General features: G+C 73.1%; 22 protein-coding genes and 2 pseudogenes. 17 read left to right on the top strand and 7 right to left on the bottom strand.

Translation table 11 applies throughout. From position 1 onward, the window contains the following. Nucleotides 1-92: 92 nt before the first annotated feature. Nucleotides 93-1,655 (top strand): beta-N-acetylhexosaminidase, encoded by a 1,563-nt coding sequence (locus tag RND61_RS14265; RefSeq protein ID WP_391653468.1) that lies wholly within the window; start codon nucleotides 93-95, stop codon nucleotides 1,653-1,655. A gap of 193 nt (nucleotides 1,656-1,848) precedes the next feature. Further along, nucleotides 1,849-2,436 (top strand): hypothetical protein, encoded by a 588-nt coding sequence (locus tag RND61_RS14260; protein ID WP_315878298.1) that lies wholly within the window; start codon nucleotides 1,849-1,851, stop codon nucleotides 2,434-2,436. 209 nt (nucleotides 2,437-2,645) lie between these two features. On the opposite strand, the gene RND61_RS14255 is transcribed toward RND61_RS14260, so the two are convergent. After that, nucleotides 2,646-4,595 carry a hypothetical protein gene (locus RND61_RS14255; RefSeq protein ID WP_315878297.1) on the bottom strand — a complete coding sequence of 650 codons (1,950 nt, stop codon included), beginning with the start codon at nucleotides 4,593-4,595 and terminating at the stop codon, nucleotides 2,646-2,648. A gap of 42 nt (nucleotides 4,596-4,637) precedes the next feature. Next, complete coding sequence (locus RND61_RS14250; RefSeq protein WP_315878296.1) at nucleotides 4,638-5,066, bottom strand: nuclear transport factor 2 family protein; 429 nt, start codon at nucleotides 5,064-5,066, stop codon at nucleotides 4,638-4,640. 141 nt (nucleotides 5,067-5,207) lie between these two features. Here RND61_RS14250 and RND61_RS14245 point away from each other — a divergent pair, with 141 nt between their 5' ends. The 5 genes from RND61_RS14245 to RND61_RS14225 all read left to right on the top strand — a co-directional run bounded on the left by RND61_RS14245 (nucleotide 5,208) and on the right by RND61_RS14225 (nucleotide 9,919). Then, nucleotides 5,208-5,888, top strand: a complete 681-nt coding sequence (locus RND61_RS14245; RefSeq protein ID WP_315878295.1) for an RNA polymerase sigma factor — start codon at nucleotides 5,208-5,210, stop codon at nucleotides 5,886-5,888. A gap of 429 nt (nucleotides 5,889-6,317) precedes the next feature. Further along, nucleotides 6,318-7,256, top strand: coding sequence for an aldo/keto reductase (locus tag RND61_RS14240; protein ID WP_315878294.1), 939 nt, complete (start codon nucleotides 6,318-6,320; stop codon nucleotides 7,254-7,256). Nucleotides 7,257-7,278: 22 nt separating this feature from the next. Beyond that, the gene (locus tag RND61_RS14235; RefSeq protein ID WP_315878293.1) at nucleotides 7,279-7,626 is read left to right on the top strand and encodes a MerR family transcriptional regulator; all 348 of its coding nucleotides are present in this window, start codon (nucleotides 7,279-7,281) and stop codon (nucleotides 7,624-7,626) included. Nucleotides 7,627-8,093: 467 nt separating this feature from the next. After that, nucleotides 8,094-8,771: an RNA polymerase sigma factor gene (locus tag RND61_RS14230; protein WP_315878368.1), complete on the top strand. Its 678-nt coding sequence runs from the start codon at nucleotides 8,094-8,096 to the stop codon at nucleotides 8,769-8,771. Beyond that, the gene (locus tag RND61_RS14225) at nucleotides 8,771-9,919 is read left to right on the top strand and encodes a hypothetical protein (protein WP_315878292.1); all 1,149 of its coding nucleotides are present in this window, start codon (nucleotides 8,771-8,773) and stop codon (nucleotides 9,917-9,919) included. Before RND61_RS14230 ends, RND61_RS14225 begins: the two co-directional genes overlap by 1 nt. 746 nt (nucleotides 9,920-10,665) lie before the next feature. On the opposite strand, the gene RND61_RS14220 is transcribed toward RND61_RS14225, so the two are convergent. Beyond that, nucleotides 10,666-11,619 carry a L,D-transpeptidase family protein gene (locus tag RND61_RS14220; protein WP_315878291.1) on the bottom strand — a complete coding sequence of 318 codons (954 nt, stop codon included), beginning with the start codon at nucleotides 11,617-11,619 and terminating at the stop codon, nucleotides 10,666-10,668. A gap of 229 nt (nucleotides 11,620-11,848) precedes the next feature. Here RND61_RS14220 and RND61_RS14215 point away from each other — a divergent pair, with 229 nt between their 5' ends. The 4 genes from RND61_RS14215 to RND61_RS14200 all read left to right on the top strand — a co-directional run bounded on the left by RND61_RS14215 (nucleotide 11,849) and on the right by RND61_RS14200 (nucleotide 15,555). Beyond that, a complete protein-coding gene (locus RND61_RS14215) occupies nucleotides 11,849-13,429 on the top strand; it encodes an acyl-CoA mutase large subunit family protein (protein ID WP_315878290.1) in 1,581 nt (526 codons plus the stop codon). Nucleotides 13,430-13,515: 86 nt separating this feature from the next. Further along, nucleotides 13,516-14,172, top strand: a complete 657-nt coding sequence (leuE, locus tag RND61_RS14210) for a leucine efflux protein LeuE (RefSeq protein WP_315878289.1) — start codon at nucleotides 13,516-13,518, stop codon at nucleotides 14,170-14,172. A 70-nt stretch (nucleotides 14,173-14,242) separates the two neighbouring features. Further along, on the top strand, nucleotides 14,243-15,061 hold the full coding sequence (locus RND61_RS14205) for a MerR family transcriptional regulator (protein ID WP_315878288.1): 819 nt from the start codon (nucleotides 14,243-14,245) through the stop codon (nucleotides 15,059-15,061). Nucleotides 15,062-15,129: 68 nt separating this feature from the next. Next, complete coding sequence (locus RND61_RS14200; RefSeq protein WP_315878287.1) at nucleotides 15,130-15,555, top strand: VOC family protein; 426 nt, start codon at nucleotides 15,130-15,132, stop codon at nucleotides 15,553-15,555. Nucleotides 15,556-15,573: 18 nt separating this feature from the next. Here RND61_RS14200 and RND61_RS14195 read toward each other — a convergent pair. The 3 genes and pseudogenes from RND61_RS14195 to RND61_RS14185 all read right to left on the bottom strand — a co-directional run bounded on the left by RND61_RS14195 (nucleotide 15,574) and on the right by RND61_RS14185 (nucleotide 17,917). Beyond that, nucleotides 15,574-16,690 (bottom strand): annotated as a pseudogene (locus tag RND61_RS14195) (IS630 family transposase). Nucleotides 16,691-16,847: 157 nt separating this feature from the next. Continuing rightward, nucleotides 16,848-17,261, bottom strand: a complete 414-nt coding sequence (locus RND61_RS14190; RefSeq protein ID WP_315878286.1) for an NUDIX hydrolase — start codon at nucleotides 17,259-17,261, stop codon at nucleotides 16,848-16,850. Beyond that, nucleotides 17,258-17,917, bottom strand: coding sequence for an NUDIX hydrolase (locus RND61_RS14185; RefSeq protein ID WP_315878285.1), 660 nt, complete (start codon nucleotides 17,915-17,917; stop codon nucleotides 17,258-17,260). Before RND61_RS14185 ends, RND61_RS14190 begins: the two co-directional genes overlap by 4 nt. A gap of 406 nt (nucleotides 17,918-18,323) precedes the next feature. On the opposite strand from RND61_RS14185, the gene RND61_RS14180 reads away from it, so the two are divergent. The 6 genes from RND61_RS14180 to RND61_RS14155 all read left to right on the top strand — a co-directional run bounded on the left by RND61_RS14180 (nucleotide 18,324) and on the right by RND61_RS14155 (nucleotide 22,955). Next, nucleotides 18,324-18,833, top strand: coding sequence for a nucleoside-diphosphate kinase (locus RND61_RS14180; RefSeq protein ID WP_030344300.1), 510 nt, complete (start codon nucleotides 18,324-18,326; stop codon nucleotides 18,831-18,833). Between the two features lie 80 nt (nucleotides 18,834-18,913). Beyond that, nucleotides 18,914-19,213, top strand: a complete 300-nt coding sequence (locus tag RND61_RS14175) for a hypothetical protein (protein WP_315878284.1) — start codon at nucleotides 18,914-18,916, stop codon at nucleotides 19,211-19,213. A 158-nt stretch (nucleotides 19,214-19,371) separates the two neighbouring features. After that, nucleotides 19,372-19,956 (top strand): hypothetical protein, encoded by a 585-nt coding sequence (locus RND61_RS14170; protein ID WP_315878283.1) that lies wholly within the window; start codon nucleotides 19,372-19,374, stop codon nucleotides 19,954-19,956. Nucleotides 19,957-19,995: 39 nt separating this feature from the next. Beyond that, the gene (locus RND61_RS14165) at nucleotides 19,996-20,760 is read left to right on the top strand and encodes a hypothetical protein (RefSeq protein ID WP_315878282.1); all 765 of its coding nucleotides are present in this window, start codon (nucleotides 19,996-19,998) and stop codon (nucleotides 20,758-20,760) included. 2 nt (nucleotides 20,761-20,762) lie between these two features. Continuing rightward, a complete protein-coding gene (locus RND61_RS14160; RefSeq protein ID WP_315878281.1) occupies nucleotides 20,763-22,157 on the top strand; it encodes a hypothetical protein in 1,395 nt (464 codons plus the stop codon). A gap of 60 nt (nucleotides 22,158-22,217) precedes the next feature. Continuing rightward, the gene (locus RND61_RS14155) at nucleotides 22,218-22,955 is read left to right on the top strand and encodes a class I SAM-dependent methyltransferase (protein WP_315878280.1); all 738 of its coding nucleotides are present in this window, start codon (nucleotides 22,218-22,220) and stop codon (nucleotides 22,953-22,955) included. An 81-nt stretch (nucleotides 22,956-23,036) separates the two neighbouring features. On the opposite strand, the pseudogene RND61_RS32830 reads toward RND61_RS14155, so the two are convergent. Then, nucleotides 23,037-23,366: pseudogene (locus RND61_RS32830) on the bottom strand (IS481 family transposase); the annotation flags it as partial. Between the last annotated feature and the right edge of the window lie 75 nt (nucleotides 23,367-23,441).

Genomic DNA, 23,441 nt, shown 5'->3' with positions numbered 1-23,441 from the left:
GTGGTGCGGCCGGGGGCCGCCCCCGGCGGCGCGGCGGGCCTCCCGCGCGTTCCGGGCGGCGGGGGAGGGCGCCCCGGTGGGCGGCCGGCCCCCTGGCCCTCGCGCTGCTCCTGGGACTCGGCGGGTGCGGGGGCGGCGGGGACGGCGGCGCCCCCAGCCCCGGTGCGGCGACCGCCTCGCCCCGTACCGCCTCCGCCTCCCCCACGCCCAGCCCCGCGCGGACCTACCCGCTCTCCACCGCGCCGCGCACCATCCCCGCCGTGCGGGAGCACGTGGCCGCGCGGGGGCCCGGGTGGCGGCCCGGCGCGGGAAGCGGCGTGGTCGTCGCGCGCGGCAGCGGCGCGCTGGCCGACGAGGCGCGGCTCCTCGCCCGGGAGCTGGGCATCGCGGACCGGGGCGAGCGGCCCGCCCGCGCCGGGGACATCGAACTGGCCCTCGACGGCGGCGGGGCGTCCGGCGCCCCCGAGTCGTACGCGCTGACGGTCCGCGAGGGCCGCGTCCGCGTCACCGGGCCCGACGAGGCGGGCGTCTTCTACGGGACGCGGACCGTCAAGCAGGCCCTCCGCTCCGGCGGCGCCGTGCCGGAGGGCGTCATCCGGGACCGGCCCGACCGCCCGCAGCGCGGACTGATGATCGACATCGCCCGCAAGCACTTCACCGCCGCCTGGCTGGAGGCCCGTGTCCGCGAGATGGCCGACCTGAAGCTGAACCAGCTCGGGCTGCACTTCTCCGACGACCAGGCGTTCCGCATCGAGTCGGACAGCCACCCCGAGGTCGTGTCGCGGCAGCACCTCACCAAGGCGGAGGTCCGCCGGATCGTCGCCCTCGCGACGAGCCTGCACATCACCGTGATCCCCGAGGTCGACTCGCCGGGCCACCTCGGCGCCGTCCTCGCCGCCCACCCCTCCCTCCGCCTGCGGAACGCGCAGGGCACCGTCGCGCGCGGGGCGATCGACATCGCGCGGCCCGAGTCGGCGCGGATCGTCGACGACCTGCTGCGCGAGTACGCGCGGCTGTTCCCCGGCCGGTACTTCCACATCGGCGCCGACGAGTACCGGGCGCTCACGGCGTCCGACCCGGAGGCGTCGTACCCGGCGCTGGCCGCGGAGGCCCGCCGCCGGCACGGCTCCGGGGCGCGGATCCAGGACCTGGCGACGGGCTGGCTCAACGACCGGGCGGCGGTCGTGCGGGCGGCCGGCAAGCAGCCGAAGGCGTGGAACGACGGGTTCTTCCGCGGCGGGGTGGTCGCCGCCGACAAGCGCGTCGAGGTCGAGTACTGGACGGGCCGCGAGATCGGCGCGCGCCCCCCGGTGGAGTACCTGCGCGAGGGCCGCAAGGTCGTCAACGCCAACGACCGGTACCTCTACTACGTCCTGGGCGAGCCGAACCAGTTCACGTACCCGACGGGCCGGGAGATCTACGCGTCGTGGACGCCGCTGGTGCTGCGCGGCACGCAGGCGGTGCCGGCGCGGTACTCCGGGCAGATCCTGGGCGGCCGGTTCGCCGTGTGGTGCGACCTCGCGAACGCCCAGACGCAGGACCAGGTCGCCGCCGGGATCAGGATGCCGCTGCGGGCGCTGGCGCAGAAGGTGTGGGACCCGCGCGAACCGGCCCTCTCCTGGTCCGAGTTCTCGGCGCTCGCCGGGCGGCTGTGACGCGGCGCGGGCCCGCCCGGGGGCGCGGGGGTCGCGCCGCGGGTCCGGCGCGGGCAGGGGCGGCCGATCCGTGCCCGCACCGGGGCGGGGCCGCGCCCCCGACACCGAAGTGAGGTTTCGCGCCACGGCCGGTGACGCTTTTTCGCCATCCGACGCAGTAAGGGGAAGTACCGCGTTCGCGACGGGAGACGTCATGAGTCCGAGCACGAGCACGACCCCGCCCCTGGTGGAACTGATCGCGCGGGCCGGTGAGCGGGGACTGGCCGCCGCCGCGCTGGCCTGCCTCGACCGCTGCCTGCCGCTGCTCGTCCCGGAGGCCACCGACCAGCTCCGCCCCCTGTGGCTGGGCGTCGCGCGCCAGGGGGCCGACTGGCCCGACCGCGTCGCGGAGGCGAGGGCCGCGGTCGAGGCCGCCGGTGCCGCCCCGGCGGACGCCGAGGAGGCCGCGCTCGTACGGCGGATGCTGGACGCCGCGCCCGGCGCGTGGGCGCGGGAGCCGCTCCGAGAGTGGGCCGACACGTGCTCCCTCGCCGCCCTGGAGCTGCACCACCGGCTGTGCGCCGCCCCGTCGCCGGGGCTCGCGGAGGTCCTGGACCGCTGCCGCACGGGCGGGCCGGAGGGCGTGGGACCGCTGGTGGAGGGGGAACTGCGCCGTCAGGTGCGGGTCCTGGAGGTCCTCGGGGACGGCGGGGCGGGCGGGCTGCGCCGGGCCCTGGACCTGTCCGCCGAGGGCCGCCGCGTCCTCGGGGCGGTCCTGTCGCGCCGGGCCCGCACGGCGTAGGGGCGCGGCGACCCGCGCGGGGCGGCAGCGGGTCCGGAGCGGCGGCGTGTCCGGGGCGGTGGGGCCCGGGAGGCGGGCCGGTGGGTCAGTCGGGGCGGCGGGGTTCGGGACGGCGGCGTGTCCGGGGCCGCGGGGTTCGGGAGGCGGGTCGGCCGGGGCGGCGGGGTGACCGAGGCGGCGGGGCCGGGCGGCCGGGGCGGCGACACCGCTCAGAACAGCAGCAGCACCGCCGCCCCCCACACCGCCGACACGACCGCGACGAGCGGCCCCACCGGCATGCCCTGCTGCCCCGGCGCGGCCTCCTCCAGGGGCCGCAGCCCGGGCCTCCGCAGCAGCGCGTGGGCCTCCTCGGCGGCGCGCGGCCCGTACGGTTCGCGGCCCAGCCGCCGCTCCAGCCACGCCCAGCCGATGGGCGAGAGGATCACCTCGGTGTCCTCCTCCCGCGCGACGACGAGGTCGCCGCCGTGGTTGTGGCGCACGGTCAGCACGTCGTCCCACAGGACGCGCCGCACCCGCCACGGCCCGGCGACCCACAGCCCGTCGCGGTCGGCGGTGAGCCGCCAGTTGAGCGCCGTCGACGCGGACGTGACGACGAAGAACAGACCGACCAGCGGGAACACCGACAACCACGACACCTCGTCGTCGAGCAGCGCCCACACCCCGCCGCCCTGCACCAGCAGCAGGAACACGCCGACGGCGCGCGACACGCCGTGCGCGCCCCACGTCCGGGGCGCGACGGACGGCCCCAGCGCCGCGGCGACCTCGTCGACCGGCCGCCGTCCGCCGCCGGAGCCCCCGGGCCGCCCCGGCGCGGGGACGGGATCCGGCAGGCCGCCGCCGAAGAGGCCCGCCACGGCCGGTTTCACGGCGGTGACGCTGCACTCCACGGACACTTCGGTGCGGTCCCCGTCGTCGGGGGCGACGAAGGCGAGTTCGGTACCGGTGAACGGCAGGCCGTACAGGACGGCCTCGCGCAGCGGGGGCGGCGGGTCCTCGCCCTTCAGGACGGCGCCGACCCTGCGCAGCCCCTCGGCGAGCTCGTCGCCGTCGTCCGCGCCGTCCTCGTCCTCGTCCTCGTCGTCTTCGTCGTCCTCGTGTGGGGCGCGCCGGGCCCCGGGGGCGTCGGGGCCGTCCTCGAAGGCGTGGAGGGAGTGGAAGTGGAGGAGGGGCCGCCCGGCGTCGAGGTCGTCGGCCGCGTACACCCACGTCCTGCCGTCGTCGTGGCCCTCGCGGACCAACACCCGCAGGACGGGCAGCGGGCCGCGGTGCAACTGCCGGGACCGGGTCCGCCCGTCGACCGCGTTGGCGAGGAACGCCAGCCCACCGACGAGCCCGGCGAGGACGAGCAGCTCCCAGCCGAAGACGTCGTACGGCTCCGCCGCCAGCCGGGCCCAGTCGCCGTCCACGAACAGGTCGACCCGGCTGTCGACGGGGTGGTCCTCGGAGTGGGCGGTCTCCACCCGGTGGACCCGGCCGCCGACGGCGACCCCGATCAGCGTCCCGTCCGGGTCGGACGCGGTGACCGTGCCGGTCACGGGCGTCAGCCCGACGACCCGCCGCTCGTACGCGTCGACGACCTGCTGCGCCCGCCAGTACCCGAACACGGCGACGGCCAGCAGCAGCGACGCCAGCGCGAAGGAGAGCCGTCCGCGCCGGAACGCGAGGGCCGCCGCCGGTACGGGGTGGACGGCCGGGCCCGCCGCCTCGCGCGCCAGCGCCCGCTGCCGGGCGGCGGCGGCGAGGCGGTGGAGGAGTCCGGCCGCGGCGAACCCGATCGCCGCGGCGAAGGCGAGCCACGACGGCTCCCCCAGCGCGGCGGCGACCCCGCCGTCCGCCAGGTGCCCGAGGAGGACCACCGCGAGGCCGGGCAGGGCGAGCCGGGGCTGCCGCACCACCCAGTACAGGGTGAGCAGCAGCACCGCGGCGAACCCGAGGCCCGGCCAGTCCGTCCCGCACGGCTCGGCCGGGGTGCACGGGTCGGCGGGGGCCGCCGCCACCCGCCACCCCGCCGCGAGGGCCAGGCCCAGTACGGCCCACAGCGGGTGCGCCCACGCGGCGGGCACGGCGGCCAGCCACCGCCGGGCGTCGGAGGACCGCCAGGCGGCGGTTCCGGGCGGTATGTGCCCGGCGGGAAGGGGGACGGGCGAGGCGGTGTTCACCCGCGTATTATCGCGGCGTCCGGGACGGTTTCTGAGGGGTTGTCAGAGGGTGTCGCCCCAGCCGCCCTGGATCATCGTCTGGAACGCCCAGGCGCCGTCCCGCTTGACCAGGACGTCGGCGTACCGCAGCCGCCGCGTCTCGCCGTCGGCGGTCATGGTCGAGTCGGTGAAGACGACCGCCAGGGCGGGGGAGAGGAAGACGGGCGTCCGCGTCGACTCGAAGGCGATGTCCCCGGCGCCGTCGCCCATCACCCCGGTCATGGTGGCGACGAACCGCTCCCGGTCCCACTGCGCGGTCCGCCCCTCGCCCGCCGAGTCGTCGCTGACGAGGCTCAGCGGGAAGACGGCCATGTCGGCCATCCCCGCGACGTCGCGCCGCGCGCTGCGGGCGTCGTACTCCGCGAACCACGCGTCCAGCCCGGCGCGGTCCTCGGCGGTGGGGACGTATCCGGTCTCGGGAAGGAAGGTCACTCGGGCTCCTCATGGACGAGGTGGTCAACTTTGACTACGCGAGAAAGGTATCCCCGACGCCTCTAGTAATCAAACTTGACTAGAAGTGACGTAGGTCACCCTTCGTGTGACACTTCCGCCGGGGCGCACGCAGGCTGTGGTGTGGGGGGAGACGACAGGGAGCTGGCCGCGGCCGTCCTGCTGGCGCGGGGCGGCGACGAGCGGGCCTTCGCGTACGTGTACCGGGCGGTGCACCCCGGGCTCCTGGGGCACCTGCGGGGACTCGTCGGCGACGACGCCGAGGACGTGGCCGCCGAGGCGTGGCTGGAGATCGCGAGGGACCTCGGCCGGTTCCGGGGCGACGGCGGCGGGTTCCGTGGCTGGGCGGCGACCATCGCGCGGCACCGGGCGCTGGACCACCTGCGCAGGCAGCGCCGCCGGCCCCGCGCCGCGCCGCTCGAACAGGACGCGCTGGACCTCCCCGACCGGCACGACACGGCGTCCGCCGCGCTGGAGTCCCTGGCGACGGAGGAGGTGCTCGCCCTGGTCCGGTCGCTCCCGCGCGACCAGGCGGAAGCGGTCCTGCTGCGCGTGGTGGTCGGCCTGGCCGGCCCGGCGGCGGCGCGGCTCCTGGGCAAGCGGCCGGGAGCGGTGCGCACGGCCGCGCACCGGGGACTGAGGCGACTGGCCGGGGACCTGGAGCGACCCGAGGGCCTGGAGCGACCCGAGGACTTGGAGCGACCCGGGGGAATGGAGGGGGCCGGGGACTGGAGCGATCCGAGGGCCCGGAGCGCCCCGGGGGACTGGAGCGGCCCCGGCGGGGAGGCGGTGCGCGGCGGTTGACGCGCCCGGCACTCCGAAAAGACGACCGGGACCACCGCCCCCGGCCTCCTGCCCCCCTGGAGGGCCCGCGGGCCGTCGTGCCGTTCGGGCAGGGGTTCCCGTCCGCCACCCGGAACGGCCCCCGAGGGCCGCCGCGCCAGAAGTCGCCGTGACGCCGATGGACGACCTTCGACTCCGAGGTCCTCGGGCCGCACTTCGAGGACCCGGCCCGCGACTCCACCCGTCGTCACGCCCACCCCTCGTCGGCCTGCGGGCCGCCCGGTGAGGTGCGGGCCCCCAGGGGAAGCGGCAGCTCGTTCAGCCACCGCCCAGGGGGCGGCGTCACGCGCGTCCGCCGTACGCGCCGCCGAACCCCCGGGACCGGGTCCAAGGCCCTCCGCCGCAACGGCTCTTGACCTGGAGCGCGCTCCAGATACGAGCATGGGCGGCATGAACACCACCGACCCCCAGATCGTCCTCGGGACCATGGACTTCGGCACCCGCGTCAACCCCGACCGGGCTTTCGCGATCCTCGATTCCTTCGTCGCCGCCGGCGGCGTCTGGCTCGACACCGCGAACTGCTACTCCTTCTGGGCCGACCCCAGCGGCGTCGGCGGCGCCAGCGAACGCGTCATCGGCGCGTGGCTCCGGGCCCGTCCGGGCGCGCGCGACGCGGTGCGGATCGCGACGAAGGTCCGGCAGAACCCGCTCGTTCCGCACTCCTGGCCGGAAAGCGCCGAAGGGCTCTCCGCGCGCGCCGTCCACGCCGGCGTGGAGGAGAGCCTGGAACGCCTGGGGGTCGATCACGTCGACCTGCTCTGGGCCCACGCCGAGGACCGCACCGTGCCGCTGGAGGAGACGGTCGGCGCCTTCGGCGAGCTGGTCGCGAAGGGAGTGGCCCTGCGGGTCGGGGCGGCGAACCACGCCGCCTGGCGCGTCGAGCGCGCCCGGGCACTCGCGCGGGAGCGGCGCGTGGAACCGTGGACGGCCCTGCAACTGCGCCACTCCCTCCTCCAGCCGCGCCCGCTCGCCCCCGTCGCGGAGGCCGGCCACCGCATGCTCACCGCCGAGGACCTGGACCTCGCGCGGTCGGAGGGACTCGCGGTGTGGTCGTACACCTCGCTGATGTGGGGTTCCTACGAGCGCGCGGACAAGCCGCTTCCGCACACCTACGACCACCCTGGAACGACCCGGGTGCTCGCGGTCCTGGACGACGTCGCCGGCGAGCTCGCGGCCACGAGGAACCAGGTCGTCCTCGCATGGCTGATGAAGCAGGGCATCGATCCCATCGTCGGCGCGAGCCGGGTGGAGCAGATCGAACAGGCGCTCGCCGCACGCCGCGTGCGGCTCGATGACGAGCACCTGACGCGCTTCGCCGAAGCGCGGTGACGGCCGTGACCGAAGGAGCCCCATGACCACCCTGGCCCCGGCGGCGGCCGCCGACCGCGCCGGCGTCTCCATCGACACACTGCGCTACTACGAGCGCGAAGGGCTCATCGGCCCGATCCGGCGCTCCGCCGGCGGGCGTAGGGAGTACACCGAGGACGACCTCTTCTGGATCGGCCTGATCACGTGTTTCCGCGAGGCCGGCCTCGGCATCGCGGACCTGCGTGGGTTCGTCGCCATCCTGCGCGCCGAGCACCCTCCGCAGGAGCGGGTCGCCTTCCTCCGCGAGCGCCGTGCCGCCCTGGAGCAGCGGGTGGCGGCGCTGTGCCGGGCCATGGAGGTCCTCGACGAGAAGATCGCCTACTACGGCTGAGCGCCGGGAGTCCCGTACTCGGCCCGCGCCCCACCCTTCGCGTGCCGCCACCCGTGGATCCCGCCCCCATGGCCGGGGCCGCACGAACGACGCGGACGCGGGGAGGGAGCCCCGTGGAGACCTCGGCGAACGCGGGCCGCGCGGGGCGCTCGGCGCGTTGGGCACGCGGTTGGTCACGGTGACAGGTCACGTGCCGCATCACCGCAGGTCAGGGCCGCGGAGATCGGAGCGACGACCGGGGCCGCCACCCCCCACAGGAGAGGCCCCGGCCGTCGTCCGCGGGTCCGCAGGACGGCCCCGTACTCCTAACAGCGCCACGGGTGCGTTTTCTGTCACACCACCCCGAGACCCAGTCGGTTGCATGTTGTACAAACATGGACGAGATGCGGCAGCAGCACGTAGCGTGCTGCTGCGCGCTGGGCGGACCGGCCTGATGTGCCTGTCGCGATGACGAACGGGTTGTGGGAGTGCTGGGGGACGACGCGGAGCTGACCGCCGCAGTGCTCGCGGCACAGGACGGGAACGAAGACGCCTTCCGTACTGTGTACCGCGCCGTGCACCCGCGGCTGCTCGGATACCTACGGACGCTGGTGGGCGACGCGGACGCCGAGGACGTGGCGTCCGAGGCGTGGTTGCAGATCGCCCGGGACCTCGACCGGTTCAGCGGGGACGCCGACCGCTTCCGCGGCTGGGCGGCCCGCATCGCCCGCAACCGCGCCCTGGACCACCTGCGCATGCGTGGCCGCCGTCCCGCCCAGGGCGGCGACGAGACCGAGCTGACCGACAAGCCGGCCGACTGCGACACCGCCGGCGAGGCCATGGAGGCCCTCGCCACCGGCCGCACCATGAACCTGATCGCCCAACTCCCGCAGGACCAGGCCGAGGCGGTGATCCTCCGGGTCGTCGTCGGCCTCGACGCCAAGAGCGCCGCCGAGGCGCTCGGCAAGCGGCCCGGCGCCGTCCGCACCGCCGCCCACCGCGGCCTGAAGCGGCTCGCGGAACTGCTCGGCGCGGGCGACCCGAACGACACCGCGCTGAGCGCCGTACCCCCGCAGCCGGGGCCCCCCACGGAGTCCGGCGCACGCACCCCGGCCGCGCGCCGTGCTGTGACGCATTCGCGCCCGCGGACGCAGAAGGACATGTGATGGCCGACGAGCGGTATGAGTGGCTCGACCACGAAGCGGCGGAGCGACTGCTGCGTGGCGAGCCGGTCGACGCCGACGACGATTACGCACAGTGGCAGGTCGAACGCCTTTCGGAGGTGCTCGACAGCGCCCGCGGTGGCGTCGGCCCCCTCGCGCCGGGCCCCTCGGGCGAGCTGCCCGGCGAGGAGGCGGCGCTCGTGGCGTTCCGCGCCGCCCGGTCCGCACACGTGACGAAGTCGCAGGTGGCGACCGGTTCCGATCTCGGATCCGTACGGATGGGGACAGCTCTGCGCCCGCTGCGCCCGGCCCGCCCGCGCGGCTGGACGCGCCCGGCCCGCTGGGGTCTGGCCGCCTCGGTCGCCGGGCTCGCGGTGGGCGGCGTCGCCGTCGCCGCCAGTACGGGCGTCCTGCCCACGTTCGGCGGCCACAAGACGCCCCTGCCCGCCGCGTCGGCCTCCGCGCCCACCACCCCGGTGGGCCCGGCGGTCGTCCCGCCCGGCTCCACCGGCCCCCGGGCGTCCACCGGTCCGGGCGGCCCGACGTCGTCGACGTCGCCCGCCCCGTCGACCGGCGCGAACGGCGCCGCCACGGTCGGGGGCGGTTCCGCGGGCGGCGACGACGGCACCTCCGGCGGCCGTACCGACCCCGGTGATTGGGGCCGTACGGTCACCAGGGCACCCGACGGCACCTGGCCCGCCCGGGCCACGCAGGCGTGCCGCGACTTCCGCGACGGCCGCCTCGACACCGCGCGCCGGCGGCAGTTGGAGCTCGCGGCGAACGCCGACAGCGGCAGCGTCCGGCGCTTCTGCGACCAGGTCCTGGCCGGCGGCGGCCGCCAGTCCGGCAACACGTCCGCCGGCACGGGCGCGGTCGGCGGAACCGGCACGTCCGCCGGTACCGGCGCGGTCGGCGGCCTCCCCGGCGCGGGCACGGGAACCGGCACGGGCGTGGGCAAGGGCGGGAGCGGGAGCGGCGGCACCGGAGGCGACTCCGACAACGGCGACCCCGACACCGCCCGAGGCGGCCAGGGCACGACCGGCAAGAACGGCGGAGGCGGGAGCGGGGGCGCCACCGGCAAGGGGGCCTCCTCCTCCGGCACCTCCGGGCAGAAGCCCTCCGGCAAGGGCTCCGACGGCAAGCGGTCCTGACCCGCTGACGGACCCGCCCGGGGACGGACCCGCCCGGGCCCCGCACAGACCCGCCGGGCCCCGCGGCTCGCCCCTCCGCCGCGTTCCCGCACCGGTTCCGGCGGCTCGCCCCGCCCGCGCGTGCCCGCACCGGGCCCCGCCACCGTCCCGCCCGCGCGTCCCGGCAGCGGGTCCTGCCGCCCGGCTTCGCCCGCGCGTGCCCCGCCGCCGTCCCGCCCGCGTGCTTCCGTACGGGGACCCCGCCCGCTCCGTCCGCATGCTGTTGCGCCGGGCCCCGCTGCCCCGCTTCGCCCGCGTGTCCCCGTACCGGGCCCCCTGGCTCGCCCCGCTCGCGTGTTCCCGTACCGGGCTCCCTGGCTCGCCCCGCCCGAGTGTCCCCGTACCGGGTCTCGGCCGCCTCGCCCCGCCCGCGCGCCCCGGCGGCGGGACCGCCGCCCGGCTCGCCCGCGCGTCCCCGCGCCGGGTCGCGCCGCCCGCGCGCCCGCGCGCTCGTGCGGCTTCCGCTTCGCCCGTGACACGCCTCTGACCTGCGGCTCCTTCGGGTCGCGTGGCAGGTGTGACATTTTTCGAGTCGGTGACGCAGTAATGAGTGAGCCGACTGGTCATCGGCGGCGCAAGGAGCCGGGGTTCCCCCCGTACCTACGGCTCGGCGCACACGGCGCGGGCGGGGCACGTTCCCCCGGTCCCGCCCGCGCCCCTCTCCCGGCCCCGGAGTCCGGGACCCCGGATCGCCCCGGAGCCCCGGATCACCAGTGGACGACCACCTTGTCGCCCACCCGCACCTGCTCGAAGACCTGCGCCAGCCGCGCCTTGTCCCGGACGTTCACACAGCCGTGCGAGCCGCCGTTGTAGCCGCGCGCCGCGAAGTCCGCGGAGTAGTGCACCGCCTGGCCGCGGCTGAAGAACATCGAGTAGGGCATCTCGGAGTGGTACAGCGTCGACGTCCACGTCCGTTCCTTGCGGTCCACCTTGAAGGTGCCCTCGCGGGTCGGCGTGTTGACGGAGCCGAAGCGCACGTCCATCGCCGAGACGACCTTCCCGTCGATCATCCAGGCCAGCGTCCGGCTCTCCTTGCTGATGCACAGCACCCGGCCCGTCATGCAGCGCGGGTCCGGGGCGTCCAGCTCGTTGGTGGTCTGCGGACGCAGCTCGTCCGGCGTGGGCCTCCGCGTCACCGCGGTGAGCCTCTCCCAGGTCGTCCCGTCGACGGCGCCCGTGGCCGGCAGCCCCCGCTCCTCCTGGAACCCCGACACCGCCTCGGCGGTGAGGGCGCCGTAGAAGGCGGTGGGGCTGCGGTGGAAGTGCCCGAGCTGGCGCAGCCGCGCCTGGAGCTCGCGCACCCGCTCGCTCTCGGTGCCCTTCGCCATCAGCACCTTCACCACCGGGGACGCCGAGGCGGTCGGCTTGCCGTCGCCGCCCTCCACCGGGGACGCGGAGGCGGGCAGGACCGGGGACGGGGACGCGGAGGCCGAAGGGGCAGGAGAGGAAGAAGGGGAAGACGAGGAAGGGGAGGGCGAGGGGGCCGCCGGCGACGGGGACGCCGAGGCGGGCGTCGGTGAGACGGCCGCGGCCGGTTCCCGCGCGGCCGGCGACGCGGCGGGCCCGGCCGTCCCGACGACCTGGGCGGCGCAGCCGGTGGCCAGGGCGAGCGCCGCGGCGGCGAGCAGCCCCCCGCGTATGGCGGACGGACGACGGTGCATGGAAGCCCCCAGGGATCGGAACCTACGTAGACAGGGATACTTCCCCGTCCTCCCCGGTTGCCCGACACCGGGGTGGTGTGACGATGCTGTGACCGAAATGGCCCCGGGAGGCCGACCGGGGGCTGTGAGGAAGGTCCCAGCGTGCGGCCCTCCACCCGCCGCACGCCCGCCGCTACAGTCCGTCGCGAGGGTCGGTACCTGCGAGTAGGTCTATCGGAAGGCACAGCACATGGCGCGCGAGTCGGAGTCGGGACTGCCCATCGAACCGGTGTACGGGCCGGACGCCCTGTCCGGCTGGGACGCGGCGGAGAAGCTGGGCGAGCCGGGCTCGTACCCCTTCACCCGGGGCGTCTACCCGACGATGTACACGGGCCGCCCCTGGACCATGCGGCAGTACGCCGGTTTCGGTACGGCCGTCGAGTCCAACGCCCGCTACAAGCAGCTGATCGCGAACGGCACGATGGGCCTGTCCGTCGCCTTCGACCTGCCCACGCAGATGGGCCACGACTCGGACGCCCCGATCGCGCACGGCGAGGTCGGCAAGGTCGGCGTGGCGATCGACTCGATCGACGACATGCGCGTCCTGTTCGACGGCATCCCGCTGGACAAGGTCTCCACGTCGATGACGATCAACGCCCCGGCCGCCCTCCTGCTCCTGCTCTACCAACTGGTCGCCGAGGAGCAGGGCGTGCCCGCCGACCAGCTCACCGGCACGATCCAGAACGACGTGCTGAAGGAGTACATCGCCCGCGGCACGTACATCTTCCCGCCGAAGCCGTCCCTCCGGCTGATCGCCGACATCTTCCAGTACTGCAAGGCCGAGATCCCGAAGTGGAACACCATCTCGATCTCCGGCTACCACATGGCGGAGGCCGGCGCGTCGCCCGCGCAGGAGATCGCGTTCACCCTCGCGGACGGCATCGAGTACGTCCGCACGGCCGTCGCCGCGGGCATGGACGTCGACGACTTCGCGCCCCGCCTGTCGTTCTTCTTCGTCGCCCGGACCACGATCCTGGAAGAGGTCGCCAAGTTCCGCGCGGCCCGCCGGATCTGGGCGCGGGTGATGCGCGAGGAGTTCGGCGCGAAGAACCCCAAGTCGTGGATGCTGCGCTTCCACACCCAGACCGCGGGCGTCCAGCTCACCGCCCAGCAGCCCGAGGTCAACCTGGTCCGCGTCGCCGTCCAGGGCCTCGCCGCCGTGCTCGGCGGCACGCAGTCGCTGCACACCAACTCGTTCGACGAGGCCATCGCGCTGCCCACCGACAAGAGCGCCCGCCTCGCCCTGCGCACGCAGCAGGTCCTCGCGTACGAGACGGACGTGACCGCCACGGTCGACCCGTTCGCCGGCTCGTACGTCATCGAGAAGATGACCGACGACGTGGAGGCCCTGACCCTCGAACTGATGGCGAAGGTCGAGGAGCTGGGCGGCGCCGTCAGCGCCATCGAACGCGGCTTCCAGAAGAGCGAGATCGAGCGGTCCGCGTACCGCATCGCCCAGGAGACCGACAGCGGCGAGCGGGTCGTCGTCGGCGTCAACCGCTTCACGCTCGACGAGGAGGAGCCCTACGAGCCGCTCCGCGTCGACCCGGCCATCGAGGCCCAGCAGGCCGAGCGCCTCGCCGAGCTCCGCGCCGCGCGCGACCGGGCGGCGGTCGACACGGCCCTCGCCGCGCTGAAGAAGGCGGCGGAAGGCACGGACAACGTCCTCTACCCGATGAAGGAGGCCCTCAAGGCCCGCGCCACGGTCGGCGAGGTCTGCGGCGCGCTGCGCGAGGTGTGGGGCACGTACGTCCCGACGGACGCCTTCTGACCCCCGCTGACCCCCGCTGACCTGCGCCGTTCCACGGCGCGGAACTCGGAGGCGGAGTGGCGCGCCGCTGTGCGACACTCCGCCCCATGCTGGGTGTCACCGATCTGCCGACCTATCTCGCCGGCCTCCTCGTCATCGTCCTCCTGCCGGGACCGAACTCGCTGTACGTGCTCTCCGTCGCCGCCCGGAGCGGCATACGGAAGGGGTACGTCGCCGCGTCCGGCGTCTGGTGCGGCGACACGGTCCTCATGACCCTGTCCGCCGCCGGCGTCGCCTCGCTGCTCCAGGCGAACGCCGTGCTGTTCGGGATCGTCAAGTACGCCGGCGCCGGCTACCTGACGTGGCTCGCCGCCGGGATGCTGCGCGCCGCGTGGGCGATGTGGCGCGGTCGCGCCGAGCGGTCCGAGCCGGAGCCGGCCGCCGCCGGGCCGGTGCCCGAGGGGGAGCGGCCGTTCCGGCGGGCGTTCGTGATCAGCCTGCTCAACCCGAAGGCGATCCTGTTCTTCGTCGCGTTCTTCGTCCAGTTCGTCGACCCGGCGTACCCGTACCCGGCGTTGTCCTTCGTCGTCCTCGGCACCCTCGCGCAGGTGGCGAGCGTCCTCTACCTGTCCCTGCTGATCTTCGCCGGTACGCACCTCGCCGCCGCGTTCCGCCGCCGCAGGCGGCTGTCGGCGACGGCGACCTCGGCGGCGGGCGCGCTGTTCCTGGGCTTCGCCGCGAAGCTGTCCCTGGGCGGTGCCTGACCGACCGGCGGCGGCACCGGGCCCGGCGCTTGACCCTGACACCGTGTGAGGCCGTGTCGTAGGAGGCGTCATGTTCACCATAGGAGACTTCGCCCGGCACGGCCGCGTGTCCGTCCGCATGCTGCGCCACTACGACGCCATCGGACTGCTGCGGCCCGCCCACGTCGACCCGCACAGCGGCTACCGGTTCTACGAGGCCGGCCAACTGGCCCGGCTCAACCGGGTCATCGCGCTGAAGGACCTCGGCTTCACGCTCGACCAGGTGCGGTCGATCGTGGACGACGAGGTCGGCGCGGACGAGCTGCGCGGGATGCTGCGGCTGCGGCGGGCCGAGCTGGAGGCGGCGGTGGCCGAGGCCACCGCCCGGCTCGGGCAGGTCGCGGCGAGGCTCCGGGTCATCGAGAGCGAGGGACGCATGTCCACGCAGGACGTCGTCGTCAAGAGCCTTCCCGCCGTGCGGCTGGCCGAACTGAGTGGGGTCGCCGCGAGCTTCGCGCCCGCCGACATCGGCCCCGTCGTCTCCTCCCTGTACGAGGAGTTGTGCGCCCGTCTGATCGCCGCGGGGGTTACCGGCTTCGGTCCGGGCCTGGCGTACTACGAGGACGCCCCGGCGGGCGACGGCGCGATCCTCGCCCACGCCGGGATGATCGTCCCGCCCGGCACGACCGCGCCGGACGTCGACTTCGTCGAGCTGCCGCCCGTCGCCCGCGCGGCCACCGTCATTCACCGCGGGCCGATGGACGGGGTCCTCACCACGGTCCAGACGCTCGCCGCCTGGACCGCCGCCCACGGCCACCGCTCGGCGGGTTACACCCGCGAGCTGTACCTGGAGCACCCGGACGACACGAGCAAGTGGGTGACGGAACTCCAGGAACCCCTGGCCGACTAGCGCTATGACCGAAAATGATTACCGGGGTGGGATGGTCGGGCCGGGTGGCTGACGGGCAGGATCGTCGGATGTCGTATCTCGGACTGGTAACCGTCGTCGTACGCGACTACGACGAAGCCATCGCCTTCTACGTGGATGTCCTGGGGTTCGAACTGCGGGAGGACACCCGTCTCGATGACGGGAAACGCTGGGTCGTCGTCGCTCCGCCCGGGGCGAGGGAGACGGCAGTGCTCCTGGCCCGGGCCGTATCCGATGGGCAGGAGGCCCGGATCGGTGACCAGACCGGCGGTCGGGTCGGCTGGTTCCTCAACACCGAGGCGTTCGAGCGCGACTACGCGCGCCTGCAGGCAGCCGGGGTCGTCTTCGAGGAGACACCGCGGTATGAGCCTTATGGCACGGTCGCGGTCTTCCAGGATCTGTACGGGAACCGCTGGGATTTGATCCAGCCGGTCTGCGATCGCGCTTCCGGTCAGACCGGTGGCACCACGGGGTGAGGGCGGCGTCCGCGTCGATCACGCTGCTAGCCGGGGGCGCCCGCCCAAGCGGATGCCTTTCTCGCTGCGGACGCGGGCGCGCTCACGGCGCTGGGCGGCCAGGACGTCGGGGTGCCGGGCGTTCTGGTTACGTCAGCGCGGATAGGCGTGCAGGGCGCGGGTCTGGACGGAGTGGTTGGGGTGGTGGGAGTTGGCGAGGGTGAACTGCCGCGGCGGCCCGAAGTGCGCCTCGATGGGGTTCGCCCAGGACGCGTTGGTCGGGGTGGAACACAGCTCGATCTTGTTCCTCGCGGCCCGGTGCCGGATGCGCCGGTTCTTGTGGGCGGAGAGGTTGACCAGGATCACGTAGACCGGGGCGCCGTCCGGGCGGGCCGCGCGGATCGACCTGAGGGCGGCCCAGGTGGGGGCGATGCCCTTGCCGCGCCGGACCACGCCCCACAGGGTGTCGTCGCCGACCGAGTAGCAGCCGTGGAAGCAGCGGGTGGCGTGGGTACGGTGGTAGGTCGCTGTCAGCCGGTCAGGTCCCCCTCGTTTCGCCCAGCACACCCCGGCGGTCGGGCGGATGCCCAGCGGTCCGAGCTCGTCGAAGGCGAAGGTCCTCTCGGGCCGCTGGGTGAGCGCGTACTCGATGCGGTCCAGCTTGGCGTCGAAGTCCGGGTCGGTGGACTCCTCCCACGTCTTGGTGCGCTGGAACGTGACTCCGCGGCGGGCCAACGACATTCGCAGAGCCTCGCGGCCGACCCCTACCGGACGGGCGACGTTGCGGCGCAGGTGGTCGGCGAGCTTCCGGAACGACCAGCGGGTGAACGGCTTGCCGGGCTCGGTGAGGCGGATGGTGGTCGCCCGGGTGACGAAGTCCTCGTCATCAGGTGTCAGCAAGCGGGACGGCCTCCCGCCCACCGAGGGCCCGGCAGGTCAACCCGACCTCGTCGAAGCGGTGGATGACGTCGCGGACAGTGTCCTCGTCAGCCTGGACGAGCCGGGCGATGACAGGGACGCTGTTCCCGCCCGCCGAGGCAAGCAGCATCATCGCCCTGCGGAACCGCACCGCGCTGGTGCTGCCCCGGCGCACGATCCGCTGCAGCTTCCGCCCCTCCCGCTCGGTCAGTCTGCGCACGCGGGCAGGATCAGCCACCACACCTCCAACAGCCGGACGGACGTCACCGCACACCCCACCGTCGCGACCGCCAACCCGGCGAACCTACGCGGACACGGCACTAGTTCGGCGGAGCCCGGTCATGGGGGATACCTCGATGCGCGGGTAGGACTACGACCGTGGCTCGGGGCCGTTCTCAGGAGGGCAGGACCGCGTCCAGGTACTCCTGCACCGGCTCGAAGAGGCCGTACGGCACGTACTGCGGGATCTCGCCATGGGCGACCCAAGCCAGTTCGGCCAGCTCCTCGGTGTCCGCGACATGGGCCGTACCGTTCAACACCTCGCACGCGGTGTACGACATCAGCCGGCCGGTCTTCGGGTGGACGCGCTCGCCGAGCAACTTCACGGCCGCCACGGTCAGTCCGGTCTCCTCCTGGGTCTCGCGCACGGCGGCGTCCTCGCGGGCCTCGCCGGGCTCGACCTCACCGGCCGGGAACTGCCAGGAGAGCTGTCCCTCGCTGACCCGGCGGCGCACCATCAGCACGCGTCCCTCGTTCACGACGATGGCGGCGGCGATGCCCGGGCGCTCGTCCGTGTTCTGGTTCGTCACGTCTGCTCCTCCAGGACGGCCAGGATGGGCGGGAAGATCGTATCGACGGGGATGAAGCGGGGCACGGCGTTTCTGGGGACCCACATGACGTCGATGTTCTCGGCCGCGTCGCTGTTGGTGGCCTCGCCCGCCAGGTACTCGCAGAGAAAGTACTCGCAGAGCACACCGGTCACGGGGTGGAGCCGGTTCCCGAGGTGCTGCCGAACCGCGCAGTGGACACCGGTCTCGTCCAAGGTCTCCCGCACGGTGGTGGTCTCCGCCTTGCCGCCCGGCTTGATGACACCGGCCGGGAACTGCCACGTGATCCCAGCAGTGTCGTCGTCCCGCCGGCACACCAGGAGGACATCGCTGTCGCGGACGACCACCGCGATGGCCACCCGCAGCGCCTGCGCGCCGGGCGGCGTCGAGTCCACCGGGGCCCGTTCCTTCGCCAGCAGGAGTGCGAAGCGCTGCCGCGCAGCCGCCGGGGCCCGCTCGTAGGCCGTGTCGAGGAGTTGCTGCATTTCCCTGCGAGGGACGACGGACGCATCGGAGTGCCAGGCCGCCACCGTCCTCACTGAGATGCCCAGCTGAGCGGCGAACTGTTCGTTGCCGAGCCGTAGGGCGGATTGCAGCAGGCAGGCGTACCGGCCGCTCCAGCGCTCGATCACGTCCACAAGACTGCCCCCTCGTCGCCGCCCCGGTGCAGGAATCCGCGCGCCGAAAGTGCACTCCCACTGCACTGGCACTTCATGGTCACGCGAGAAGAGCTCCGGAAGAATCGGAGTCACCAGGGGCCAAGGATTCACCGCCGGAGGCTCAGTCCCTGGTAGGCATATGAGAGGCGCGAAAGCGCCAGACGACCACAGGGAGATTCTAGGTGCGTACCCCCAGCGGATAGCGGAGACGGAAAAGTTGGCCGAATCGGGCCTCTCGGTCGGCTGATCACCCACACCTTGGCGGGCATTCGCCCGTTCGGGGCATTGCCCACATGCCCGAACCGCCCTGCCGACGCCGGTAACCTCAGCAGACGACGGCTGATCGTCCGTCATCTTCGGTTGCCGGCAAGGCGAAAGGGAATCAATGGCCGAGGTTCAGGCACACACTGTCGAGCGCACGCTCGTCCTGCTCAAGCCCGATGCGCTGGCGCGTGGCCTGGCAGGAAGGATCATCACTCGATTCGAAGACGCCGCACTGAAGATCGTCGGCACGAAGATGAAGTGGATGGACGAGGAGTTCACCCGCAAGCACTATTTCGACCTGGAAGAGCGGCTGGGTTCGGAGGTCTACAACCTCACGGCGACGTTCATGCAGCAAGGGCCGGTCATCGCCCTGGTGCTGGAGGGCTTCGACGCCATTGCCACCGTCCGCAAGATCGTCGGCAGCACGTACCCGAACCAGGCCCCGGCCGGCACGGTGCGGGGCGACTTCTCGCACTACAGCGCTGCGGCCAGCATTGCCTCCGGCAAGGCGGTCGCCAACCTCGTGCACGCCTCCGGCAACGCGGAGGAGGCCAAGCAGGAGGTGGAGCTGTGGTTCGACAAGGACGAACTGCAGGACTACAAGACGCTGGCCGAGATCTACACGTACTAGCGGTGGGTCACGGTGTCACCGCGGGGGTGCTGGAGCGTTGATCACTACCGGGGCACGACCGTTTGAACCGAGAGGGCGCCATGACCAACCAGACCCGCCTGGCCTCCACCGACGAGCTGGAGGCGATCTTCCAGCGTGAGCTGGCGACCGACCGGTGGGCCGCCACCGAGACCGCGTACGCCCTGGCCGTACGCCACCGTGACCTGGGCGACTGGCCCGCGTCGCGCGAATGGGTGCAGCAGTGCCTGCGTCTGCTGGAGGGCTTCCCCAGTGAGACGGAGGAGCAGGTCGCCACCGGCCGTTCGTCGGTGGGAGGCGTTCAGCTGCCGACCTACCTGCACTCGGGAGTCGTCGAGGAGCGCTTCGGCGCCCTCGGCTGACACCCGCCGATCCACCGGGGTGATGCGGCCGGCCCCCGCAGCGGCCGCATCACCCCGCGCTCGACCACCCACCCCATAGCGATCGCCCGACCGGACAGCCCCCGCGCGGCAGGGTCCGGCTGGCTTCGCCATGCCTGGAACGAGGAGGCAACAGCCCCGTGGCCGTCGAGATCGAGATGCGCGCCCGCTTCACCAAGGAGGTCCACGACCAGTTCGTCACCCGCCTGAAGGCGGACGGGGAGGACCTGGGCCCCGACGACAAGCACATCTACTTCTACGTGCTGCCCGACCAGCTCCTGAAGGTCACCGGCAACACCGCTGCCGGCACCGCCAAGATCACTCTCAAGGGGAGCAGGATCGGGCAGGGTGCGGCCTTCGCGGAGACCGAGTTCGCCATCGCCCCCTCCGACGTTCCCGCCGCGGTGAAGGTGTTCAACGCCCTCGGGTTCGAGACGGCGATGCACGAGGCGTTCAACTTCCGTCACAACTTCCGCCTCGACGGCGTCGAGATCGCGGTCAAGTGGAGCGAGGCATGGGGTTACCACGCCGAGTTCGAGGTCCTGCTGGAGGACGGCGCCTCGGACGCCGCCCGCGCCGAGGCCGAGGCCAAGATCACGGACGTCGCCACGGCGCTCGGCGTGACCCTGATGACGGAGCAGGAGCTGGCCGACTTCACCGCCACCTTCGAGGCGGCCGAGAAGGAGCGCAAGGAACGCGAGCAGCAGGCCGCGCCGATCCGGTAGGGAACATCACTGCGGAGACCACCAAGGGGGTGGGCACGAGTGAGCACGACCCCGTTGACCGCAAGACTGATCGATCTGGCTGCCCGAGGGCAGCTCCCGCTCCACCAGCACATGGACCACCCCACCATCGCGTGGATCAGCGACCACAGGCCCGACCTCCCGCCGGCACCACAGCAGACCTTGCGCCCGCAGTCGAAGGAACTGCTCGCGCACGGCGAACTGCCCACCCGGTGGTGGGCCGACCCCCGCCTGTACACGTCGCTCCACGGCGTCCGGCACGCCATGAGGACGGCGGCGCTCGCCGCCGTCCTCGCCGAGGCGAATGGTCTCGACGACGTCGACACCGCCACGGCCGTCCTCGCCGCCGCCGTACACGACTGCCAGCGGCACAACGACAAGGGCGACCGCGGACACGGCGCCCGCGCGGCCATCTGGCTCGCCGCGAACGCCGACACCGTCTGGGACCACTTCGGCCTCACCGCAAGTCCACGGCGGATCATTCAAGCGGCTACCGCCGTCCGACTGCACGATGTCCCGTACGAGGCGTTCACCGCCGATGACAGGTCCGACCACGCCCGGGCCGAGCGCATCACCGACGTGGTGAAGGCCGCCGATGCCCTGGACCGCTACCGCCTGCCGAAGCTGAAGTGGTGGCCGGACGCCCGGTACGTCCGCGAGCCCGCCTTCGACCGGCTGCGCGGCCTCGCCTTCGACCTGGTCCTGGTCTCGGAGCGCGCCTACCTCGCCGGGGCCAGCGGCACCGCTGCCGTCCGCTACGCGCTCGCCGAGAAGGGCCTGGTCTGACCATGGACTTTCTCGACGCCTACCACTTGTGGGCCGACGCCCACGCCTTCTACGACTCCACCCTCATCCCCAGCTCCTCCGGCCACACCGACCCTCTCGCCGCCCAGACCGCGGGCTGGGACCGACGTCTCGCCGAGGACACCCCGAACGGCCACCTGCTGCGGCAGAACGCCCTCTTCGAGGCCCTGAACGGAAACGGCAAGCTGCACCTGCTGCACGTCACCCACGCCCTGGAGGAGATCAGTCGGCAGGGCGTGCTCTACCCGTCGGGCGGCTGCCTCGTCGGAAGCATCTACTGCGCGCCGCTCACCGCGACCGACCAGGGCTTCCACATGCACAACCTCGGCGCCTACGTCCTGACCAAGGAAGCACCGACCTTCCTGGCCAAGCTCGGCGTCACCGATCGCGTCCCCACCCCGCTGATCTTCGAGATCGACACCCCGCCGCAGGCATATCGCGGTCTCGCCGGCGTGGACTACCTGCGCCTCGGCCTCATCCACCTGCAGATCTACAGCCACCTCGAATACCTGCTGAGCAAGAACGAACGGCACCAGCTACGCGAGACCGTCGTCAGCCGGGTCAAGAACTCGGCCGCTTTCCTCGCCACCGCTGCCGCCGTCGCCTACCAGGGCACCCAGGTCGACGCCGAGCCGTTCCTCAAGCTGCTCGACGAGACGATCCCCCGCCTGCCGATCCTCGGCTACCTGTACTTCGAAGCGGTCGCCGAGTACCTGATGCTCCACTCGACCTCGCACCACACCCGGCGCCTGGTCGAGCTCGGCGAGCTGAACAACTGGCTGTACAAGGAGATGCTGTTCGCCTCCTTCCCCGCGATGGCCGGCAAGTTCGACCTGGCGAGGTTCCGCCCCCGACCGAAGCAGCTGGCCGCGCTCCTCCATCGGGTCGATCCGACCATCGACACCACCCACGCGAGCGCCTACCTGGTCGAGCGGATCAGCTACCTCGTCGCCGCCCGCCTCTTCGCGCCCGGCGACGCCCCCGAAGCCTGGCACCACACGCGCTGGGAGTTCGACTCCCTGGCCACCCAGCTCGGACCGCTCCTCGGCCACCTCATCCACCGGGAACTGCGCACCTTCGGCCGCTACCCCGACTTCTACTTCTACTTCGACCAGCACAAGGCGCTGCAAGCCTGGAACTACTGGAACCACATGGACATCATCGCCCCGTTCAACGGCACGATGCCCAAGGGTGAGATCGGCATCAACCCGGCCTACCCCAACCTCGACTACCGCGTCTGGCGCGCCGAGCAGGACGACACCGGCCACCTCCACCCGGCCGAAGAGCTCGCGCTGACCATCACCCCGCGGCTGGTGGACATCAAGTACACCCTCATGCGCAACAACCAGTGGACCGCCCCTGCGCCCAGCGCCGCCTGACCACCGCCGCCATCTGCGGCACACCCCACCCCGAGCAACCTCACACGCAGGAGATCCGTGATGAGTACCTCCGGCATGCCCTCCGTCGACCTCCTCGGCGAGCAGATCGCCTCGGTCCTCGCCGACCCCGCCACCACCCGCGGTCTCGCCCGCACTCTCCGGGCCGCCGCCAGGGAGATCGAACTCCACCGTTACCACCATGCCAGCCGCTGCGCCTGGCCCAACGGTCGCATCGACGACAAGCCCGCCAAGGTCCAGGTCGGCGGCGGGGCCCACCGCATCGACGGCTTCTTCAACATCGACCTCGTCCCGCCGGCCGACCTGCTCTGGGACATTCGCGAGGGCATCCCCCTCCAGGGCGACAGCACCGAGGAGATCTTCTCCGAGCACTTCCTGGAGCACATCGACTACCCGCGCTCGGCCAAGCACTACGTCCGCGAGGCCCACCGCGTCCTCGTGCCGGGCGGCCGGATCATCACCGGCGTTCCCGACGCCGCCTTCACCCTGAACCAGTACCCCGGCCCGCTGGACACCTCTGACGAGATGATCGAGCGCTGGTACGCCAAGCGCGACTGCCGCGGTGACATCAACACGCGTCTCGACCTCGTGAACCTCGTCTTCCGCGACCAGGACGACGACCCCACGTACACCCCGCACCTGTGGGCCTACGACCACGAGAAGCTCGTCCAGCTCTTCACCGAGGCCGGCTTCACCACCGTCGAGCCCTGGACCTTCGACCCCGCCACGGCCCACCCGAAGCGCCGCTGGGGCAGCGTCTACGTCGTCGCCACGAAGTAGCCCCTCAAAGCAGCCCGCGAGGCCGGGACGCCCCGTCCATGCTGGCCACCAACGCCATCCAGCACGCCCACCCAGCGGTTCCGTGATCCCGGCCTGGGTGAAGAACGCCTGGGCGCGGGTCCAGGAGTCGGTGGCGGACTTCTTCTCATCGCCGGGGATCTCGCTGTAAGCCAGGCGGGAGTAGTTGTCGACGGCGGTGTGCAGGTAGCTGTAACCGGCGTTCGAGCGATTCTTGCGGCCCGCTTGTCGGCCAAGGGCCTTGCGGCTGCCGCAGTCGGGGATGTTGCCGGGTTTCTTGATGTCGACGTGCACCAGCTCGCCGGGTTCGGCGCGTTCGTAGCGGCGGATGACCCGGCCGGTGGCCCGGTCCAGATGGGACAGGCGGGCCGGGCCCCAGCGGCGCAGGAGACGGACCTTGATGCTCCGACGTCCGGTCTCGGTCAGGGGTGCGTTGCGGTGGGGCCCGAGGGCCTTTCGTCGTTCGGC

The sequence above is a fragment of the Streptomyces tamarix genome (genome assembly GCF_032423885.1).
Lineage (GTDB): Bacteria > Actinomycetota > Actinomycetes > Streptomycetales > Streptomycetaceae > Streptomyces > Streptomyces tamarix.
This window is presented reverse-complemented; position numbering and strand designations above follow the sequence as displayed.

Coding starts and splice junctions, on each gene's coding strand:
- RND61_RS14200 (WP_315878287.1), top strand. CDS start 15,130: ATGTCGTATCTCGGACTGGTAACCGTCGTCGTACGCGACTACGACGAA.
- RND61_RS14225 (WP_315878292.1), top strand. CDS start 8,771: ATGGCCGACGAGCGGTATGAGTGGCTCGACCACGAAGCGGCGGAGCGA.
- RND61_RS14175 (WP_315878284.1), top strand. CDS start 18,914: ATGACCAACCAGACCCGCCTGGCCTCCACCGACGAGCTGGAGGCGATC.
- RND61_RS14260 (WP_315878298.1), top strand. CDS start 1,849: ATGAGTCCGAGCACGAGCACGACCCCGCCCCTGGTGGAACTGATCGCG.
- leuE (WP_315878289.1), top strand. CDS start 13,516: ATGCTGGGTGTCACCGATCTGCCGACCTATCTCGCCGGCCTCCTCGTC.
- RND61_RS14220 (WP_315878291.1), bottom strand. CDS start 11,619: ATGCACCGTCGTCCGTCCGCCATACGCGGGGGGCTGCTCGCCGCCGCG.
- RND61_RS14155 (WP_315878280.1), top strand. CDS start 22,218: ATGAGTACCTCCGGCATGCCCTCCGTCGACCTCCTCGGCGAGCAGATC.
- RND61_RS14180 (WP_030344300.1), top strand. CDS start 18,324: ATGGCCGAGGTTCAGGCACACACTGTCGAGCGCACGCTCGTCCTGCTC.
- RND61_RS14240 (WP_315878294.1), top strand. CDS start 6,318: ATGAACACCACCGACCCCCAGATCGTCCTCGGGACCATGGACTTCGGC.
- RND61_RS14205 (WP_315878288.1), top strand. CDS start 14,243: ATGTTCACCATAGGAGACTTCGCCCGGCACGGCCGCGTGTCCGTCCGC.
- RND61_RS14160 (WP_315878281.1), top strand. CDS start 20,763: ATGGACTTTCTCGACGCCTACCACTTGTGGGCCGACGCCCACGCCTTC.
- RND61_RS14215 (WP_315878290.1), top strand. CDS start 11,849: ATGGCGCGCGAGTCGGAGTCGGGACTGCCCATCGAACCGGTGTACGGG.
- RND61_RS14235 (WP_315878293.1), top strand. CDS start 7,279: ATGACCACCCTGGCCCCGGCGGCGGCCGCCGACCGCGCCGGCGTCTCC.